This is a genomic window from Clostridium lentum, assembly GCF_014287815.1.
GTDB classification, from domain to species: Bacteria; Bacillota; Clostridia; order Clostridiales; family Clostridiaceae; genus Clostridium; species Clostridium lentum.
The window spans coordinates 137,389-156,430 of the sequence record NZ_JACOOQ010000002.1; the positions used below are offsets into that span (position 1 = coordinate 137,389).

Consider the following 19,042-nt stretch of genomic DNA (forward strand, 5'->3'; position numbering starts at 1 on the left):
TATTATAGTTTGAAGTAAAAAGTATTATGTAAGTTGATAGGAGAAGAGAAAATGAGTTTATTTTTAGGTAAAATACATTTTTGGTTATTTAATAAGGTATTATGGTTTGAAGGGTTAGAGGATGAAATTATAAAGTTAGCACAAGAAGAAGGATTAAATGTAAAAAAATTAAGTGTTGAAATTAATAATAAGTATGGACAAAAAACTGAAAATAAAAATTTAGAAGAAATAATAGATACAAGTAATATTCATGGATGGTTACAAAATAAAATTCATAGTGCAGAAGGAAGAATGGCAGCATGGACAAAAGCTATCTTAGAAAATAATGAAACTGCAATTGGAAAATTAGAAAATATATATGTTAATCAAGGAATAAAAGCGGCTAAAGAAGTAAAAGAAGAAAAAAATATTATAAGTGCTAAAGAAATATATGATAGCATTAATGATTATATTCTTGATGGTATGCCTTGTGACAGAGTTAATGAAGTTATAATAGCTGAAGAAGATAAAGTGCAATGGAAGAGAAGAATATGTGTACATAACGATATCTGGCAAAAAGAATCAATGGATGTATCTATATTCTATCAATTAAGAAATATATGGATAAAAGCATTTGTTCAAGAAGTAAATAGTCAATATGAGTATGTTAAAATAGATGAAACTACAATGGAAATAAAGAAAAAGCAATGAGGAAAAGACTATGAATGCTATAGAATTAATGAATGAAGAACATAAAAATATACTAAGAATGATTAAGGTTATAAGAAAGGTATGCTTCAATATAATGAATGGTACAGAAATTAATTATAAAGATTTAGACGATATAATTGAATTCATTAGAAATTATGCCGATAGTCATCATCATAAAAAAGAAGAAGACATATTATTTAATAGAATTACTGAAAATTTAGGGCAATTAGGAGAAAAACTTGTGAAGCATGGAATGCTTGTAGAGCATGATTATGGAAGACTTTATATAAGTAATTTAGTTGAATCTATTGAAAAGGTAAAAGGTGGTGATGAAGAAGCTAAGCTTGATATAATTGCTAATGCAATATCATATACCCATCTAATGGAAAGACATATTGATAAGGAAGATAGAGTAGTATATACTTTTGCAGAAAGAAATTTAAGCAAAGAAATATTAGAGAAAGTTAATAATGAGTGCTATAAATTTGAAGATGCTAATGAAGCTGTAAAAGATAAATATTTAAATATTTTAGGTAAATTAGAAGAAAAATATACTAAATAAATACAGTATAATAACTTAAAGCAACGGATAAGTATAAGTACTATCCGTTGCTTTTTAAACATTGAAAATTTATAGTAATTAAATTAAAACCTGAAATCTCTTTTACCATTATTTAATTTACTTAAATATTCAAGTACTATTTGCCTAACTTTTTCATTAGGTATCTTTTTTATTTCAGTAGCAATTACTTTTTCTCCATTTTCTTTTGTAAGAGGAGAAGCATAATCTTCTAAATATTCCTTTAAAGTAATAAGAGCATTTGGTAAACAGCAATTGGCTATTTGTCCATTTTTAACAAGGGTCATAAATCTATCACCAGTTCTTCCTTCTCTATAGCAGGCAGTGCAGAAGCTAGGGATATGTCCTATTTCTAATAGCCAATTGACAATTTCATCTAAAGTTCTGTCATCACTTATATCAAATTGAGCAGAACTTTCATATTTTTTTTCTTTAATGGCATATCCTCCAACGCTTGTAGAAGAGCCACCACTTAATTGAGATACTCCAAGCTCTAAGACTTTTTCCCTAGTTTTTTGTGATTCTCTAGTGGAAACGATTAATCCAGTATAAGGTACTGCAATTCTCAAGACAGCAACTATCTTAGCAAATATTTCATCGGAAATTGCATTGGTAAATTCATGGGGATTTATATCATCAGCTGGTCTTATTCTTGGTACACTTATGGTATGTGGACCTATGCCTTTAACTGCTTCTAGGTGTTCAGCATGCATTAAAAGACCTACAAAATCATATCTATAAAGATTTAAGCCGAACAATACTCCACAGCCAACATCATCAATACCACCATCCATAGCTCTATCCATTGCTTCAGTATGATAATTATAATCATGTTTAGGACCAGTGGGATGTAATGCCTCATAAGCTTCTTTATTATAAGTTTCCTGGAATAATATATATGTTCCTATGCCAGCTTTTTTTAATTTTTTATAGTTTTCTACGGTGGTAGCAGCTATATTGACATTAACCCTTCTAATGGCTCCATTTTTATGTTTTATGCTATAAATTGTATTTATGCTTTCAAGTACATATTCTATAGGATTATTTATAGGATCTTCACCAGTTTCTAAGGCAAGTCTTTTATGGCCCATATCTTGCAGTGCAATTACTTCTTTTTCTATTTCCTTTTGAGTAAGTTTTTTTCTAGGAATATGTTTATTTTTGAAATGATATGGACAATATGTGCAGCCATTTACACAATAATTTGATAAATATAGAGGAGCAAACATTACAATTCTATTACCATAAAATTTTTCTTTAATTTCTTTGGCTAAACTATAAATTTTATTATTTTCCTCTTCTAAATTACATTCAAGAAGTACAGCAGCTTCTCTATGAGTAAGGCCAGTACAGTTTCTAGCTTTTTCAATGAGTTTATTAATTAATTGCTTATTGTTTTTATTTTTTTCTGCATATTTAAGTGTTTCAAGTATTTCATCATCATTTATGAATTCGGTAGCTTTATTTGATTTTACATTATACATATTCAAACATCTTCTTTCCTTAATAGTTTATTTAAAATCGTATCTTTTAATGTAGATTAATTTACTATATATTACATATAAGTAAATTTTAACATAAATAAATTCTTTTATCAAAATTTATAATTAATGATAAATTATTGAAGAAAATCTACCACATATATTTCATAAGGCTAATAATAAAGTTAAGCAGAAAGAAGAAGTAACATCACATTATGATATAGGAAATGATTTTTATAGCTTATGGGTATCAATGAAATTAAAGGCTTAAAATTAGAAACTTTACTTTTGTATAAGTTAGCTAAGAATAAATTAAGTCATAGCATAAAGAAGAGTTGAATAATAATAAGTATATAGGAGTAGAGCTGTAATTATGCGGCTCTTTAGCATTTTGGAGGAAATTATGGAATTTAAAGAGGATATTAGAAGGTTTAATGAAAAGCATAAGATGAATACAGTAAAGATTGGAGGAGGGGATTTTAATTATGTACTTTCAGGCAGCGGAGAGAAAAAGATTGTACTATTTACAGCAGGCAGTGGATTATATGAAGGGTTTTATCGACATATACAATTATTGGAAGAGAAGTATACTGTGGTAGCTTTTGATTATCCTGATGGGAAAAAGGATATTTACCATTTAGTTGATAGTATTGCAGAATTTTTAAAAAGTATAAATTTTAATAAATCTTATTTCATTGGGGAATCATTAGGTGGTTTAGTAGTAGAACTATTTATGAAAAAGTATCCCAAAATGATAGAGGGAGTAGTGCTTACTAATACAGGAACTATCACTAAAAATATTCCTAATACAATGAGAAAAGAAGTTGTTGATGGAATAAAATCTGCCATTAAGACTGTACAGATGACACCAGCATATATCTTAAAATCAGCATTGATAAAAAAATCATTGAAAAAGATTAAAGAAGATTTTGATGGAAGTATTGATAGCATATATGCCAAGGAATACGTAGGATACCTTATGGAAAGGGTAAGTAAGGAGAAAGCTATATATCTATGCAGTATTGCATTAGATTTTGCTGAAAATATCACTTTTGATAAGAATGACTTTAAGGATTTTGATGGAAGCATATGTATAATAAATACAAATGATGATGAGGTTTTTGATGAAAGAATTAAGGCTGAATTAAAGAAACTATTTGAAAATAACATTAGTAAAACAATAAAAAGTGGTGGACATGCATCATTTTTATTTAGGCCAGTAGAGTATGTAAAGATGTTAGAAGATATGATTATTTAAAAATTCATAATTAGTAAAAAGATATTAATAATTAGCAATAAGTTAGTTATTAATATCTTTTTTTATCACATTTTAAATAAAAAAATAATAGTATAATATGCGAACTCATTTTTGTTTACGAATATATATAGAATCATAATGTTTAATTATGAGAAAAAGATTGGATAATAATTTAAAAGCAAGGGCATAATAAAAAATAAAATTCCATTAAATTAATAATAACTTTCTATTATTATTGGGGGAAGGTTTTATGATTATAAATAACGGAATCAATGAGGAAACGATTCTTCATGTGTGGAATTGGTCATTTAAAACAATAAAAGAAAATATAAAGGAAATAGTCAATGCAGGATATACTTGGATACAGATATCGCCAGTTCAAGGGACTAAAGATAAAAGTCTAGTAGTAAAGGATTGGTGGATGTTATATCAACCAATTAATTTTAAGATAGGAAATTTTCAATTAGGAAGTAGAGAAGAGTTTATTGGAATGTGTGCAGAAGCTCATAGGTATGGATTAAAAGTAATGGTAGATGTAATATTAAACCATATGGCCAATAGAGGTGGAGGTAATGATAGCAATTTTCCACATGAAACAGTTGAATCATTTATAAGAGATGATATTAATTTTTGGCATGAAAGAAAAAAAGTAGAAGATTGGGATGATAGGTGGCAAGTTACTCACTGGTGTATAGGTCTTCCAGATTTAAACACATCTAACCATATGCTTCAAGACATAATTATTGATTTTTTAAATGATGTTATTGAATGTGGTGCAGATGGATTAAGATTTGATGCAGCTAAGCATATTGAACTACCTGAGGATCCAGGTGGAAGTGATTTTTGGCCAAGAGTAATAGGTGCATTAAAAAATAAAGAAAGATTACTTTTATATGGAGAAGTATTACAGTGTGGAGCATCAAATTATGAAAAATATATAAAATATATGAGATTATCAGCAGAAGGTTATAGTTATGCCATAAGGAAAACTGTTGGATATAAGTCAGAAAAAAATATTAATAACGCTAAAGAATATCAAGTACCTTATGGAGTTAATGGCTCAAATTTAGTGACGTGGATAGAATCTCATGATGATTATGCCAGTGATATTGAAAAAAGCTTTGAGTTAAGTCAGTGGCAGATAAAGATGGGATGGGCAATAATTGCTTCAAGAAGTGAATCAATACCATTATTTTTTAATAGGCCTAAAGGAAAAATATGGCTTGAAGGAACTATTGGAGAAGCAGGAAACGATTTCTGGAAGAGTAGTGAAATTGTTGCAATAAACAAGTTTAGGTTAAAGATGAAAGGAGAAAAGGAAAATATTATTACTTTAGGTAATAATCTGATGATTGTTGAAAGAGGTAATAAAGGTGTGATAATGATTAATATTGGTGGACACTATGATATAAATATATATACTAACTTAAAAGATGGCATATATAAGGATAAAATTTCCGATAAATTATTTTATGTAAGAGATGGGCGGTTAAATGGAACTGTTGAAGAAGGGAGAATATCAATAATATATCATGAATTAGAAGAAGATTTTATAGAAAAAGATATATATTATCTTCGTGATAATAAGGTATTTTTCACAAATCCTTTAAGGTGGGATAAAGCAAGGGTATATATATATAAAGAAGGAAACTATAAATCTACAGAATTATCACCATGGCCAGGAAGAGAAATGTATAGAGAAGGAGAAAATTTATATAGCTATCCAATAGAAGATTATTGGATTAGTGGACGAGTGATATTTACTAATGGAAATACTCAGATACCAGAGTTTGCTAAAGAAGGGTTACCTATTTTAAAAAATAAATAAAATTTTATTTTAAGATATAACTTTATCTAAGTATATGGTCAGTGAAAAGATATGTACCTAGATAAAGTTATTTTTATATATACAGATTTAATAAAATGAAAAAGTTAAATTAAGTTGACATTGGTATTATGTTACTATAGAATTAATAAGTAAAATTTAATAAGTTTTTGTGGTTACATTTGTAATAATAGGGAATATGGTTAGAATCCATAGCAGCCCCCGCTACTGTAAAAGATACGAAACTCTACTTAATATATTATTTTATTAAGTAATGTCACTGAGGAATACTTGGGAAGGCAAGAGGAATAGATTTGAAGCTTTAAGTCAGGATACCTGCCACAAAAATATAAGTGAATAATTTCGGTGGGAAATGAAAGCATATACTTTTTAATAACATATTGCAGATAAATAATTCATTAAATTAATGAATTATTTAATTTGTCTATGATTTAATTTATTTATTTAATATGTATTGCTTAAAAATCTCATATTTTATGGGATTTTTTTATTTGTAATACTTTAAAGATGATTAAAAAAAGAATACTAGCATTTCATAAGGATAATGAAATTATTTGCCATCAATTGAAAGGGGTAAAAGTATGAAAAAAATTAATGTAGGCAAAAAAGTATTGTCTATGCTACTAGTAGCTTTTTTATTAGTTACTAACTCTTTGGTTGTAGGTGCTACTCCAAGAAAAGAATCGGCATGGCCACAGTTTAGAGGAGAAACTTTAAATCCAGGAGTGACAGATAGTAAAACTCCAAGAAGTTCAGAAGAAATAGAGGAATCATGGGCTAAGAAAATGGGGACAGGCTGGAGCTTTAGTGATCCAATAGTTGTTGGTAGTTATGTTTACATAACAGATAGTTCAAATGTCAAAAAATTAGATAAGAAAACTGGAGATATTGTATTAGAAAAACCTTTAGCAGAAAGAATAGGATTTTTCTCAAGAATGGCTTATGGAGAAGGAAAGTTATTTGTTCCAGTTGGAGAAGGAAGAATACAATGTATTGATGCAAATACATTAGAGTCTCTTTGGATAACAAAAGTAAATCCATCAGACATGTCTTTACAAGCTATATCACCTGTTACTTATTATAATGGTTATGTTTATATGGGAGCAACAAGTGGTTCTGCTGATAAGGGAATTTTTTATGCAGTATCAGCTAAAGATGAAGATCCATCAGTTGGTGATGAAATAAAAGAGTATACTTGGACATATTCACCAAGTGAAGGGAAAAAAGGATACTACTGGAGTGGTGCTTCTATAATTGGAAACAGTATAGTTTTTGGTGGTGAAAGTGGACAAGTTGTAAGTCATAGCTTAACTACAGATGCTGTAATAGATACTTTAGAAATAAATGAAGCCATAAGAACATCAATTCATTATGATATAAAAACAGGTAGAATTTATATAGCAACTAAGGCAGGAAATATACATTCAGTGAAAGTTAATTCAGATGGTACTTTTGACAAATCATCTTTAATAACTAAAAAAATAGGTTCTGATATAACATCAAGTCCTGTTTCATATAATGGAAGAATATACGTAGCTGGTGGTGGTGCATTATCTGGAGCTGGATTCTCTGTATTAGATGCCAATACACTAGAAATAATATATCAAATTAATGATATAGCGTCACAATCATCACCAATATTAACAACTGCATATGCTACAGCAGAAAATAACTATACAGTGTATTTATATTTATTTAATTATAAAAATCCAGATGATATATATGTGATTAAAGATTTCCAAGGTAATACAGAACCATCTTATGAAAAAGTAGCAACACCATCAAAACCACAATATAATTCATCATCTGCAGCAATAGATGAAGAGGGAAGTATATATTTTAAGAATGATTCAGGTTATTTATTTAAATTTATAAATAAAGTAAATGGTGCATTTGGTGTGGAAGATGTTATAGATATTATAAATAGATTACCTAATATTGAGAATATAACTTTAAATGATGAAATATCAATTAATGATGTAATGGAAAGATATAAAGATTTATCTGATGAAGATAAACTTATGGTTACTAATATTGATAAATTAAATGCAGCATTAGAAAAGATAAATGACTTAAAGGATGCTGATAAAGAAGTAGAAAGATTATTAGTTGAAATAAAAGAATTACCAGATGAAATAACATTAGAAGATAAAGCTAAAGTTAAAGAGTTATTTGATAGTTATGATAAATTATCAGAAGAGCATAAATTAAAGGTAACTAATGCAGATAAGTTAATTAATTCATATAAAACTATTATAAAATTAGAAGAAGCTGAAGCTATTAAAGATATGGAAGCTAAGATAGCTAAACTACCAGAGCTAAAAGATATTGTTTTAGATGAAGAAGAAAAAATAAATAATTTATATAAAGAGTTTACAAATTTATCAGAAGATGTACAAAATCAAGTTACAAATAAGGATAAGCTTATTGAAGCTAAGGAAAAGATAGATTATGTTAGAGGAGAAGTAACTTCAATAGAAAAAGATATTTGGGAAAAAATAAATCCTGAAAATATCACTTTAGAAAATAAAAATATAGTTTATGGATTAATATCAAGATATAATGCATTAGATGAAAGAGATAGAAAGTATGTAAATCACTTTGATGAAGTGTTAGATGCTAAAAAAGTAATTGATACATTAGAGAAAGCTGAAGAAAAAGTAGATGTAAAGCCTGAGGTTAAACCAGAAACAAAACCTGAAGTTAAATCAGAAGTTAATACTCAAACAAATTTACCAAAAACAGGTGGAGTAAATTCAGTAATATTAATATTTATTTCTGCAATAATATTAACTACTGGAACTATATTATTTTTAAAAAATAATAATTTAAGAAAAGAAATTAAAAAGTAATTTAAAATAAAATAGCTTGCACAATTGAATGTTTATTTAGAAAAGCTTAGTTGTGCAAGCATTTTTTTATTTAAGTAAATAAAATCTTAATAAAGATAATTTAATACTTTAATAAATATATTGGAGGCAATTATGAAAAATAAAAATGTTAAAATAGGAGCTATTATAATAGTTCTTATATTAGCAATTATAGTTTCAGGTGGATTTATGATAAAAAGTTATGAAAGTTCATTAACAACAAAACCTGAAGTTAATAAAAATAATGATTTAATAACTGATAAAACTATGGAAGATAATAGTTCTAATGGGGAAAGTAATGATGAAAATAATAAGTCAAAAGAAGAAGAAACGTCTATTAGTGATGGTGAAGAATTAAAAAATGAAGAAAATATTAGTGAAGATAAAAAAGATAATTTATTAAGTGATGATAATATCAATGAAGTTAAGTTAGGAAGTAGTAATCCAGTAACAAATGAAGAGGAATCAAAAGTTACAGTAGAAAAAAATCAAGAAGCAAATGGTAGTGCTGGTAGTACAAATGTTTCTCAAGAAAGTAAGCCAGAAATTAAACCAGAAAGTAATCAAGAACCAGTAAGTAAATATGTAACTATATCAATAACTTGTCATACTATTTTAAATAACTTAGATAAAGTTTCAGATAACAAAAAAGGAATAATACCGTCAAATGGTGTTATACTATCACAAAAGCAAGTTGAAATAAATGATGGTGATACAGTATTTGATGTGCTTTTAAGGGAAACAAGAAAACAAAGAATTCATATGGATTTTGTGGAATCTCCTGTATATGGAAGTGCATATATAAAGGGAATAAACAATATTTATGAATTTGATGCTGGGGAACTTAGTGGATGGATGTATAGTGTAAATGGTGTTTTCCCTAATTATGGATGTAGCATTTACAATTTAAATGATGGCGATGTTATTCAGTGGATGTATACTTGTGATTTAGGTAAAGATTTATAAAAATAATAAGGGAGTCAATAGAAACATGGATATAAAATCATATAATTCGTTTAGTGAATATCATCCATTAGTAAACTTTTTATATTTTACTGTAGTTATAATGTTTTCCATGATATTTCAACATCCAGTATTATTAGTAATATCTATTATATCTTCATTTAGTTATACAATAATACTTAATGGAATTAAAGCATTAAAATTTAATTTATATTTTTTATTGCCAATGCTTTTTATGGTAATAGCATTAAATCCATTATTTAGTCATCAAGGTATGACTATATTATTTTATATTGACAATAAACCTATAACATTTGAATCATTTATATATGGGATAGTTACAGCTATGGTGCTTGTAACAATGGTTATGTGGTTTAGTTCTTATAATAAGGTAATAACTTCAGATAAGATAATATATCTTTTTAGCAAAACAATTCCATCAATAGCATTATTAATTTCTATGACATTAAGTTTTGTTCCAAAGTTTAAAGTGCAATTAAAGAAAATAAGAATGTCTCAAAGAAATATAGGGCGTGATATTAATAATGGAAATTTTTATGAAAAGGCTAAACATGGATGTAGGATTATATCTATACTTATAATGTGGGCATTAGAAAATGGTGTTCAAACAGCTGATTCAATGAGGAGTAGGGGATATGGATTAAGAGGAAGAACTCACTTTTCGTTATACAAGATGGATAAAAGAGATAAATTAACTTTATCTATAATGGGAGTATTAATTGCAATTTGTATGTTGGGATATTTAGGTGGTAAAAATACAATGCAGTTTTATCCATATATACAAATGAAAAAAATAGAGGTAATAGATTATATTATATATTTAACATATATCATATTAGTTTTTTTCCCAATTATAATTGAAGTAGTGGAGGCATTAAGATGGAGATTATTAAAATCAAAGATTTAAGTTTTAGTTATCCAGATACTGAAAAGAAAGTATTAGATAAAATAAATATTAATATAAATGAAGGGGAATTTATTCTTTTAATTGGAGAATCAGGGTGTGGTAAAAGCACTCTTTTGAGACAATTAAAAAATGAAATACAACCATATGGCAAAGTGTTTGGGGAGATATTATATAAAGGGAAAAATATAAGAGAATTAGACCAAAGAAAATCTGCATCAGAAATAGGATTTGTTATGCAAAATCCAGATTATCAAATAGTTACAGATAAAGTGTGGCATGAGCTTGCTTTTGGGTTAGAAAGCTTAGGCATTGATTCACAAACAATAAGAAGAAGAGTTTCGGAAATGGCTAGTTTTTTTGGAATACAGACATGGTTTAGAAAAGATGTATCTGAATTAAGTGGTGGACAGAAACAATTATTGAATTTAGCAGCAATAATGTGTATGCAACCTGATATATTAATATTAGATGAACCTACATCTCAATTAGATCCTATAGTTGCAACAGAGTTTTTAGAAACTGTATATAAGATAAATAGAGAACTAGGTGTAACAGTTATACTTACAGAACATAGATTAGAGGAAGTATTTTCTATGGCTGATAAAGTGATTTTAATGGATGATGGCAAGGTTATAGGAAGTAAAAATGCAAATGAAATAGGTGATATAATATATAATAATGGTAATAAGCATTCTATGTTTTATTCTCTTCCTACACCAATTAAAGTTTATAAAGAATGTGATGGTGTTGGACAATCTCCTTTAACAATAAAAGAAGGAAGGGAATGGGTTAAAAAAACATTTAATAAAAAAAATACAATACTTAAAGCAGTATCAAGTGATTTAAAAGAGAATAATAAAAAAGAATCTGTTATTAAATTAAACAATGTATGGTTTAGGTATGATAAAACATCTCCAGATATATTAAGAGGTTTAAATTTAGAAGTTTATAAAAATGAAGTATTATGTATTCTTGGAGGAAATGGTACAGGGAAAAGCACTACTTTAGGTGTTATTTCAGGTAGTAATAGAGCATATAGAGGAAATGTTTATATTAATAAAAAAAAGATAGAAAAGTATAAATTATCAGAGTTATTTAATAATAATTTAGCAGTACTTCCTCAAGATCCACAAAGCTTGTTCGTAAAAAGTGTTTTGCAAGATGATTTAGAAGAGGTTTTAGATGGTACGAAACTATCTAAAAGTGAAAAGACTGAAAGAGTTAAGAATATTAGTGAACTACTAGGTATAGTTAATTTATTAAAAATGCATCCATATGATTTAAGTGGTGGAGAACAACAAAAAGCAGCATTAGCAAAGATATTATTACTAGAACCTAAAATATTAATATTAGATGAGCCTACGAAAGGGATAGATGGAAATTTTAAAAGAGAACTAGGAAATTTATTTAAAAGTTTAAAGAAAAGAGGCATGACCATTGTTATTGTAACTCATGATATTGAATTTGCTGCAGATAATTCGGATAGATGTTTAATGTTTTTTGATGGAGATATTTCATCAGAAGGTACACCAAGGGAGTTTTTCTGTGGCAATACATTTTATACAACCAGTGCTAATAAGATGTCGAGAGGTATTTTGCAAGATATATTAAAAGTTGAGGATATGGTAGATATATGGAATTATCAAAATTAAAGTCAGTAAAAGCATCAATTATAAGCATTTTATTAAGTTTTATAATTTTATTATTTGGGGTAAAGATAGGTGATAGGAATTATTGGTTTGTAAGCATGTCTTTAATTATTTTAGCTATATGGTTATTTTTTTCTTTATTTGAGAGTAGAAAACCAAGAGCTAGAGAGATAGTTCCAATTGCTGTAATGTCAGCAATTGCAGCAATTGGAAGGTTTGCTTTTGCAATGTTGCCACAGTTTAAACCAGTTGCAGCAATAGTTATAATAACAGGAATGTCCTTTGGACCAGAAGCAGGTTTTTTAACAGGAGCAGTATCGGCACTAGTATCAAATTTCTTTTTTGGGCAAGGTCCTTGGACTCCTTGGCAAATGTTTGCTTTTGGTGTACTAGGATTTCTTGCAGGGCTTTTATATAAATATAAAATTATAAAAAATAAATTATCAATTTGTATATTTGGAGGTATAGCAGGTTATTTATATGGATTTATAGTGAATTTATGGATTGTTTCTACACAATTAAATGATATTACTAAAGAAAGATTAATGACAATTTATATTTCAAGCATACCATTTGACACTATACATGCAGTTTCAACTATTTTATTTTTATTTATATTAGCAATGCCTATGAAAGAAAAAATGGAAAGATTAAAGATTAAATATGGATTGTTTAGATAGATGATAGAAGAGGAATTAATAATGAGTAAAATTTATATATCGCAACTTTTTAATGATAATGAAATAATTGATTTTCTTAAGGATAGGGATATAGGCCTGGAAATTATTGAATTTGGAATAGGAAGTGTATTAGATCAAGAGGATAATGGATTAAGTGATTATTGTAATAGAATGGGAGATACCATTAAAAAACGTTCTTTATCAATACATGGACCATTTTTAGATTTAAATCCTGCTAGTTATGATAGTTTGGTAAGAAACATTACAATGCTTAGATATAATCAAGTATATTCAGTTGCCAAGAAACTTGGAGCTGACAGAGTAATTTACCATTCATGCTTTAATGAAAATATTTATTTTAAGGAATCATATGTTAATAACTCTATTGAGTTTTGGAAGGGATTTTTGAAAGATAAGGATGATACTATTAAAATACATATTGAAAATGTGTTAGAATCTAAAATGGATCATTTAATAGAACTTATTGATGCAATAAATAATAAAAATTTAACATTATGCTTAGATATTGGACATGTGAATTGTTATGGAAAAGATAGTATAGAAACATGGATAAAAAGATGTGGGCATCGTATAGGTCATGTTCATTTACATAATAATGATGGAGTTAAGGATACTCATAATGGATTAAGTTGTGGAAATATTGATATTGATACTGTACTTAATAGTATAAATAAGTATTGTAAAGATTCATCAATTACTATTGAGATTAATAATTATAATGAATTACATAATTCAATTAATATAGTAGAAAAGTTTTTCAATAACAATAAATAAAATCACTTACATAATTATATAAAATATTTTTAAAAAGGTATCTGAAATATTACTTTCAGATACCTTTTTATTTGGTAAAATAGGCTACGCCTATACTACCAGGACCAACATGTAGGCCAATTATAGGACCAATAGTGTCAATTTGTACCTCAACACCTAGTTTTTCTTTGATTTTTTCTGCTAAGTTAAGACCTTCATCGGGACAATTTATATGATGAACAATGACACCACCTAACTCTTTACCTTGTAAATCACTAATTAATGTATTAATAATAGTATCTATGGCTTTTTTCTTAGTTCTAACTTTAGTAAATACAGTGGTTTTTCCTTGACATACTGTTAGTATAGGTTTGATTTGAAAAAGCGTTCCTAAAAGAGCAGCGGCTCCACCGATTCTTCCACCTTTTTTTAGGTAGTCTAAGGTATCAGGTGTAAATAAAAATCTACTATTATTAATAACAGTATTACATACATTTAATACTTCTGCCATAGAATTTCCAGCAATGGCTGATTTAGCTGCTTCAATGGCTATGTATCCCATCTGCATACAGTTACTTCGGGAATCAACTATTTCTATTTGTGCATTTGGATATTTTTCTAAGAGCATATTTTTTATTAGGTTAGCACTAGATACAGTACCACTCATATCTGAAGAGATAAAAATACCAACTATAGAATTACCTTCTTTAATTATCTTTTCAAAAGTATTATATATTTCATCAGGAGATGGCTGAGAAGATGAAGGAATTTCAGTGCTTGATTTCATCTTTTGATAAAATGTTTCATTATCTAAATCTATTTCTCGTGTAGATACTCCGTTCATAATTACGTTAAGTGATACTACAGATATATCATATTTATCTATGAATTCCTTTGGTATATATGATGTACTGTCTGTAACAATTTTTATTGCCATATATAGTCCTCCTTATTATTCTTCTTTGATTATAATATTATAGCTCAAAAATTATTGGAAAAATTATTAATTATAAATAATTATCAGAAATTTAACATTAATCTTTCATAAGAATTATTAACAAATTTTCATATAATTATATTACATAAATGTTAAAAAATAAGTGGGAAATCGAATAAATAATAAAATAATGTTTAATAAACGAACATTATTTTATTTTTAGGAATATTATAAAATGTAATGTATATTCAAGGAGGCTAATATAAATGAATGGCTATGAACTTATAAGAAAGCTACAGAACAAGATGCAAGATTCTAATTTTGCTCAAAAGTTTAATAGATTAGCTCAAGAATTAAATAGTATTCCAGGATTACAACAAGAGATAATAAAAATAGCTCAAATGACTAATGAAAGAGAAAGGCAAAAAGCTATAAAAAAATTACCTGATAATGTAAAAAAATCTGTTGCTGAACTAATTCAGTTATTAAATAATTAAATATATATATAAGCTCCCAAATATAGAGGAGCTTTTATTTTACTTAATACTTAATAAATATATATATATTTGTTAAGTAAAATACAAAGAGTAATTGAGTTACTTAGTGTAATAATATATAATAAGAATATATTTTTTATTTATATTAAATATACATATGATTTAAGGAGATATACAGATGAATATAGTTATAGTAGGAGCAGGAAAAGTAGGATATGCCTTGGCCAAATATCTTTCTATAGAAGGTGACAATGTTACTATAATAGATAATAATATTGTAGCTTTAGAGAGAATTAACAATAGTCTAGATGTAATGTGTGTTAAAGGAAATTGTACAAGTTTGAAAGTGCTTAATGAAGCAGAGGTTAAAGATGCTGATTTATTAATTTCTGTAACAAATAGTGATGAATTAAATATGCTTTGTTCTTTAGCTGCTAAAAAATTAGGTACTAAGTATACTATATCAAGAGTACGAAATCCAGAATATGATGAGGATATAACTTTATTATCAGAAGCTGTAGGTATTGATTTAGTAATTAATCCGGAAAAAGCTGCTGCTAATGAAATAGCAAAACTAATAAAGTTCCCATCAGTATGTAGTATAGATGATTTTTCCGAAGGAAAAGTAAATTTAATTGGATTTAAGATTGCTCATAATACAGACTTAGTAGGAAAGAGAATTTCCGAAATAGGTTCTATCAGAGGAAATGTATTATTTTGTGGAATTGAAAGAAATGATACAGTAATAATACCTAAAGGAGATTATGTTTTTCAAGTAGATGACAGAATATATGTTATTGGTGAGCATAAAGAAATTCAAGATTTCTTTAAGAGGTTGGGAAAATACGAAAAAAGAGTTAGGAACTCAATGATTATTGGCGGAGGTAAAATAAGTTACTACTTAGCTAAGAAAATCAATGAAGTAGGAGTAAGTTGTAAAATAATAGAAAAAAATATTAAAAAATGCGAAGAATTAACTGAATTGTTGCCAGATTCTATAATAATTAATGGAGATGGAATGGATCAGCAATTATTAATGTCTGAAAATTTAAGTGAGGTTAATAATTTTATTGCCTTAACCGATAGAGATGAAGATAATATAGTGGCTGCGTTGTTTGCGGCAAATAAGAGTGTTAATAACATTATTACTAAGATTACAAGAGAAAATCATATTACTATAGCTGAAAGTGTAGGAATTAATTCAATAGTTAGTCCTAAACTTGCCACTGCTAATAAGATAATTAAATATGTCAGATCTCTTAAAGGTCAAAGAAAATATTTAATTGAAAATATGTATATGATTTGTAATGAAAAGGTTGAAGCAATAGAATTTATAGTTGATGAAAATACTAAAAATTTAAATAAAAAATTCAAGGATATAACATTATCTGATGATGTAATTTATGCAACAATAGTTAGGGATGATAAGATAATTATACCTACAGGAGATGATTGCTTAAAAATTAATGATAAAGTAATAGTTGTGTCACAAAATAAGAAATTTGAAGAGATAATCTTCGGAGGTGACAAATAGCATGAATTATAGAGTAGTATTAAAACTACTGGGTAATGTATTGAAATATGAAATATTTCTTTTAATTATTCCATTATTGGTAGCTTTATATTATGGCGATGGAGATGCCTTATCGTTTTTAATAACAATGGGTCTTATGGTACCTTTAATGATTTACTTATGTAAGATTAGAATTGATAAGAAAGAGATATATGCAAAAGAGGGATTTTTAACAGTAGGATTAGCATGGATATTGATTTCAGTGGTAGGTGCCCTTCCTTTTGTAATCAGTGGAGCAATACCTTCGTTTATTGATGCTTTCTTTGAAACATCATCAGGTTTTACTACAACAGGAGCTTCCATATTAACAGAAATTGAATCACTTCCAAGAGGAATATTGTTTTGGCGAAGCTTTACACATTGGATTGGAGGAATGGGATTTTTAATATTCATATTAGCAGTAATACCTTCATTATCAACTAATACAATATTTTTATTAAAAGCAGAAAGTCCAGGACCTAACCCAGGAAAAATTGTTCCAAAGATACGAGAAACAGCAAAAATATTATATATGATTTATTTTGTAATGACAGTGATAGAAACTATCCTACTTATGGTGGCAGGATTATCATTATATGATGCTTTGATTCATGCATTAGGAACTGCAGGGACAGGTGGGTTTTCTAATATGAATAGAAGTGTTGCATCATTTAATAATCCAGCAGTGGAATGGATCATAACAATATTTATGTTGCTATTTGGAGTTAACTTTGCACTTTATTTCCAAATGTTTAAAGGGGATTTTAAAAGTGTATTTAAATCTGAAGAACTTAGATATTATATTTTAATGATAGTGGTATCAATTGTCCTTATTACAATAAACATACTTGATTTTAATGGAGGTAATATTGGACTTTCTATTAGAGATTCATCATTCCAAGTTGCTTCAGTAATAACTACTACTGGATATGCCACAACAGATTTTAATTTATGGCCTACCTTTAGTAAAATAATATTAACGTTATTAATGTTTGCAGGTGCTATGGCAGGGTCAACAGGTGGAGGAATTAAAACCGTAAGAATAGTCTTAATTCTTAAAGCTATTAAAAGAGAAATAGATAAAATACTACATCCAAAGAGAATACAAAGAGTAAAAATGGATGGTAAAGTAGTTGAAGAAGAAGTGGTTTTAGGTGTACTATTATTTATTGGAGCGTATATAGTCATATCATTAATTGCTATTTTTATAGTAGCTTTAGATGGATTTGATTTAGTAACAACTACAACATCAGTTATTGCGACTATAAGTAACATAGGTCCAGGATTTGAAATGGTAGGAGCTACAGGTAACTTTGCAGCTTTTTCACCTTTAAGTAAGATTGTTTTATCGTTCTGTATGCTAGCAGGAAGGTTAGAAATATATCCAATGTTAATTTTATTTAGCCCATCAATTTGGAGAAAAAAATACTAATGTAATAAAGAATCACACAGTTTTTTGGCTGTGTGATTTTTTATGTGTAAAGGGCTGTTTCTCTATATTCCAGTGGGGTCATATTGGTATATTTCTTGAAGATAGTACTGTAGTAACTTTGATTATTGAAACCTACTTCTAAAGATATATCCAGTAAAGTCATATTAGTATTTTCTAATAAGTTCTTACTTTTTTCTATCTTGTAATTATTTAAATAGTTAATAAAGGTTTGACCTGTTTCCTTTTTAAACATATAGCAGAAATAACATTTGTTTATTTTGAATTTATCACAAATATCATCAATTGTAATTTGCTTGGAGTAGTTTTTATGTACATAATCCAGTGATTCTTTGATTATTGGTGATACATCAGAAATTTTTTCACAGGAGCATGTATTCTTATATGATAAAAATAACTTAAGGAGCTTAATAAAGTAAGTAAGGCCTTTTTCACAATTAATATAATAAAAAGTATTATTTTCCTCTAATTGGATAGTGTAAGGACCAAGTAAAAGAAAAGTAGCAGAGTTCTTATTGTTGTTGGCAAAAGGAATTGCTACTATTTTTAAATGTTCAGAGATAATTTCTTGTGGTGAATTTAAATCATTTTTAATAATCTTATCTACAATATTTAAATTAAGTAATGTAAACTTTGATAATTTATTTAAATTATGCTCATAAAGAAAATTTGAATTTAAATCTATAATTGAAAGGGGAACATTACAGCAATTAAAAAAATTATCTAATTTAGTATATAAAGCAGTCATTTTATACCTCCATAGTTAAAAATATATAAAATAAAATATAAATATCCTTAAAAACATTCATAAAAAGATATGTTATTATATTAAGGGTAAATGAGAATCAATTTCAATTATCGCAGAAAATAATAAAATGTCAATATTG

General features: G+C 27.4%; 16 protein-coding genes and 1 riboswitch. Of the genes, 13 read left to right on the forward strand and 3 right to left on the reverse strand.

The genetic code is table 11. From position 1 onward, the window contains the following. Window positions 1-51 precede the first annotated feature (51 nt). Together H8R92_RS02175 and H8R92_RS02180 are read left to right on the forward strand one after the other, a co-directional pair. Window positions 52-690, forward strand: a complete 639-nt coding sequence (locus H8R92_RS02175) for a hypothetical protein (RefSeq protein ID WP_186834583.1) — start codon at window positions 52-54, stop codon at window positions 688-690. Between the two features lie 10 nt (window positions 691-700). After that, window positions 701-1,252 carry a hemerythrin domain-containing protein gene (locus H8R92_RS02180; RefSeq protein WP_186834584.1) on the forward strand — a complete coding sequence of 184 codons (552 nt, stop codon included), beginning with the start codon at window positions 701-703 and terminating at the stop codon, window positions 1,250-1,252. A gap of 83 nt (window positions 1,253-1,335) precedes the next feature. Here the strand turns inward: H8R92_RS02180 and hydG are convergent, their stop codons facing one another. Next, on the reverse strand, window positions 1,336-2,754 hold the full coding sequence (hydG, locus tag H8R92_RS02185) for a [FeFe] hydrogenase H-cluster radical SAM maturase HydG (RefSeq protein WP_186834585.1): 1,419 nt from the start codon (window positions 2,752-2,754) through the stop codon (window positions 1,336-1,338). Window positions 2,755-3,154: 400 nt separating this feature from the next. On the opposite strand from hydG, the gene H8R92_RS02190 reads away from it, so the two are divergent. The 8 genes from H8R92_RS02190 (at window position 3,155) to H8R92_RS02225 (ending at window position 13,740) form a co-directional block, all read left to right on the forward strand. Continuing rightward, window positions 3,155-4,009 (forward strand): alpha/beta hydrolase, encoded by an 855-nt coding sequence (locus H8R92_RS02190; RefSeq protein ID WP_186834586.1) that lies wholly within the window; start codon window positions 3,155-3,157, stop codon window positions 4,007-4,009. 250 nt (window positions 4,010-4,259) lie between these two features. Then, window positions 4,260-5,837, forward strand: a complete 1,578-nt coding sequence (locus H8R92_RS02195; protein ID WP_186834587.1) for a starch-binding protein — start codon at window positions 4,260-4,262, stop codon at window positions 5,835-5,837. Window positions 5,838-5,990: 153 nt separating this feature from the next. Next, a riboswitch (cobalamin riboswitch) is annotated at window positions 5,991-6,192 on the forward strand. A 244-nt stretch (window positions 6,193-6,436) separates the two neighbouring features. Continuing rightward, complete coding sequence (locus H8R92_RS02200; RefSeq protein WP_186834588.1) at window positions 6,437-8,707, forward strand: outer membrane protein assembly factor BamB family protein; 2,271 nt, start codon at window positions 6,437-6,439, stop codon at window positions 8,705-8,707. Window positions 8,708-8,839: 132 nt separating this feature from the next. Beyond that, window positions 8,840-9,691 (forward strand): DUF4430 domain-containing protein, encoded by an 852-nt coding sequence (locus H8R92_RS02205; RefSeq protein ID WP_186834589.1) that lies wholly within the window; start codon window positions 8,840-8,842, stop codon window positions 9,689-9,691. A 25-nt stretch (window positions 9,692-9,716) separates the two neighbouring features. Then, entirely contained in the window at window positions 9,717-10,616 is a 900-nt protein-coding gene (locus H8R92_RS02210; RefSeq protein ID WP_186834590.1) for an energy-coupling factor transporter transmembrane component T, read from the forward strand. Further along, complete coding sequence (locus H8R92_RS02215; RefSeq protein ID WP_186834591.1) at window positions 10,589-12,268, forward strand: ABC transporter ATP-binding protein; 1,680 nt, start codon at window positions 10,589-10,591, stop codon at window positions 12,266-12,268. The genes H8R92_RS02210 and H8R92_RS02215 overlap by 28 nt, the downstream gene beginning before the upstream one ends. Beyond that, window positions 12,250-12,945: an ECF transporter S component gene (locus H8R92_RS02220; RefSeq protein WP_022213038.1), complete on the forward strand. Its 696-nt coding sequence runs from the start codon at window positions 12,250-12,252 to the stop codon at window positions 12,943-12,945. The genes H8R92_RS02215 and H8R92_RS02220 overlap by 19 nt, the downstream gene beginning before the upstream one ends. Before the next feature lie 21 nt (window positions 12,946-12,966). Then, window positions 12,967-13,740 carry a sugar phosphate isomerase/epimerase family protein gene (locus tag H8R92_RS02225; protein ID WP_186834592.1) on the forward strand — a complete coding sequence of 258 codons (774 nt, stop codon included), beginning with the start codon at window positions 12,967-12,969 and terminating at the stop codon, window positions 13,738-13,740. Window positions 13,741-13,807: 67 nt separating this feature from the next. On the opposite strand, the gene H8R92_RS02230 is transcribed toward H8R92_RS02225, so the two are convergent. Continuing rightward, window positions 13,808-14,656, reverse strand: a complete 849-nt coding sequence (locus tag H8R92_RS02230; RefSeq protein WP_022213036.1) for a DegV family protein — start codon at window positions 14,654-14,656, stop codon at window positions 13,808-13,810. A 266-nt stretch (window positions 14,657-14,922) separates the two neighbouring features. Between H8R92_RS02230 and H8R92_RS02235 the strand changes: the two genes are divergently transcribed. The 3 genes from H8R92_RS02235 (at window position 14,923) to H8R92_RS02245 (ending at window position 18,137) form a co-directional block, all read left to right on the forward strand. Then, complete coding sequence (locus H8R92_RS02235; protein WP_022213035.1) at window positions 14,923-15,153, forward strand: hypothetical protein; 231 nt, start codon at window positions 14,923-14,925, stop codon at window positions 15,151-15,153. Between the two features lie 178 nt (window positions 15,154-15,331). Next, complete coding sequence (trkA, locus tag H8R92_RS02240; RefSeq protein WP_186834593.1) at window positions 15,332-16,687, forward strand: Trk system potassium transporter TrkA; 1,356 nt, start codon at window positions 15,332-15,334, stop codon at window positions 16,685-16,687. Window position 16,688: 1 nt separating this feature from the next. Then, complete coding sequence (locus H8R92_RS02245) at window positions 16,689-18,137, forward strand: TrkH family potassium uptake protein (protein WP_186834594.1); 1,449 nt, start codon at window positions 16,689-16,691, stop codon at window positions 18,135-18,137. 40 nt (window positions 18,138-18,177) lie between these two features. Here H8R92_RS02245 and H8R92_RS02250 read toward each other — a convergent pair whose 3' ends face one another. Continuing rightward, entirely contained in the window at window positions 18,178-18,903 is a 726-nt protein-coding gene (locus H8R92_RS02250; protein ID WP_022213032.1) for a helix-turn-helix transcriptional regulator, read from the reverse strand. Window positions 18,904-19,042: the final 139 nt, after the last annotated feature.

Excerpts from the sequence above, each read along its gene's own strand:
- H8R92_RS02175 (WP_186834583.1), top strand. The coding sequence starts at position 52 with ATGAGTTTATTTTTAGGTAAAATACATTTTTGGTTATTTAATAAGGTA.
- H8R92_RS02180 (WP_186834584.1), top strand. The coding sequence starts at position 701 with ATGAATGCTATAGAATTAATGAATGAAGAACATAAAAATATACTAAGA.
- hydG (WP_186834585.1), bottom strand. The coding sequence starts at position 2,754 with ATGTATAATGTAAAATCAAATAAAGCTACCGAATTCATAAATGATGAT.
- H8R92_RS02190 (WP_186834586.1), top strand. The coding sequence starts at position 3,155 with ATGGAATTTAAAGAGGATATTAGAAGGTTTAATGAAAAGCATAAGATG.
- H8R92_RS02195 (WP_186834587.1), top strand. The coding sequence starts at position 4,260 with ATGATTATAAATAACGGAATCAATGAGGAAACGATTCTTCATGTGTGG.
- H8R92_RS02200 (WP_186834588.1), top strand. The coding sequence starts at position 6,437 with ATGAAAAAAATTAATGTAGGCAAAAAAGTATTGTCTATGCTACTAGTA.
- H8R92_RS02205 (WP_186834589.1), top strand. The coding sequence starts at position 8,840 with ATGAAAAATAAAAATGTTAAAATAGGAGCTATTATAATAGTTCTTATA.
- H8R92_RS02210 (WP_186834590.1), top strand. The coding sequence starts at position 9,717 with ATGGATATAAAATCATATAATTCGTTTAGTGAATATCATCCATTAGTA.
- H8R92_RS02215 (WP_186834591.1), top strand. The coding sequence starts at position 10,589 with ATGGAGATTATTAAAATCAAAGATTTAAGTTTTAGTTATCCAGATACT.
- H8R92_RS02220 (WP_022213038.1), top strand. The coding sequence starts at position 12,250 with ATGGAATTATCAAAATTAAAGTCAGTAAAAGCATCAATTATAAGCATT.
- H8R92_RS02225 (WP_186834592.1), top strand. The coding sequence starts at position 12,967 with ATGAGTAAAATTTATATATCGCAACTTTTTAATGATAATGAAATAATT.
- H8R92_RS02230 (WP_022213036.1), bottom strand. The coding sequence starts at position 14,656 with ATGGCAATAAAAATTGTTACAGACAGTACATCATATATACCAAAGGAA.
- H8R92_RS02235 (WP_022213035.1), top strand. The coding sequence starts at position 14,923 with ATGAATGGCTATGAACTTATAAGAAAGCTACAGAACAAGATGCAAGAT.
- trkA (WP_186834593.1), top strand. The coding sequence starts at position 15,332 with ATGAATATAGTTATAGTAGGAGCAGGAAAAGTAGGATATGCCTTGGCC.
- H8R92_RS02245 (WP_186834594.1), top strand. The coding sequence starts at position 16,689 with ATGAATTATAGAGTAGTATTAAAACTACTGGGTAATGTATTGAAATAT.
- H8R92_RS02250 (WP_022213032.1), bottom strand. The coding sequence starts at position 18,903 with ATGACTGCTTTATATACTAAATTAGATAATTTTTTTAATTGCTGTAAT.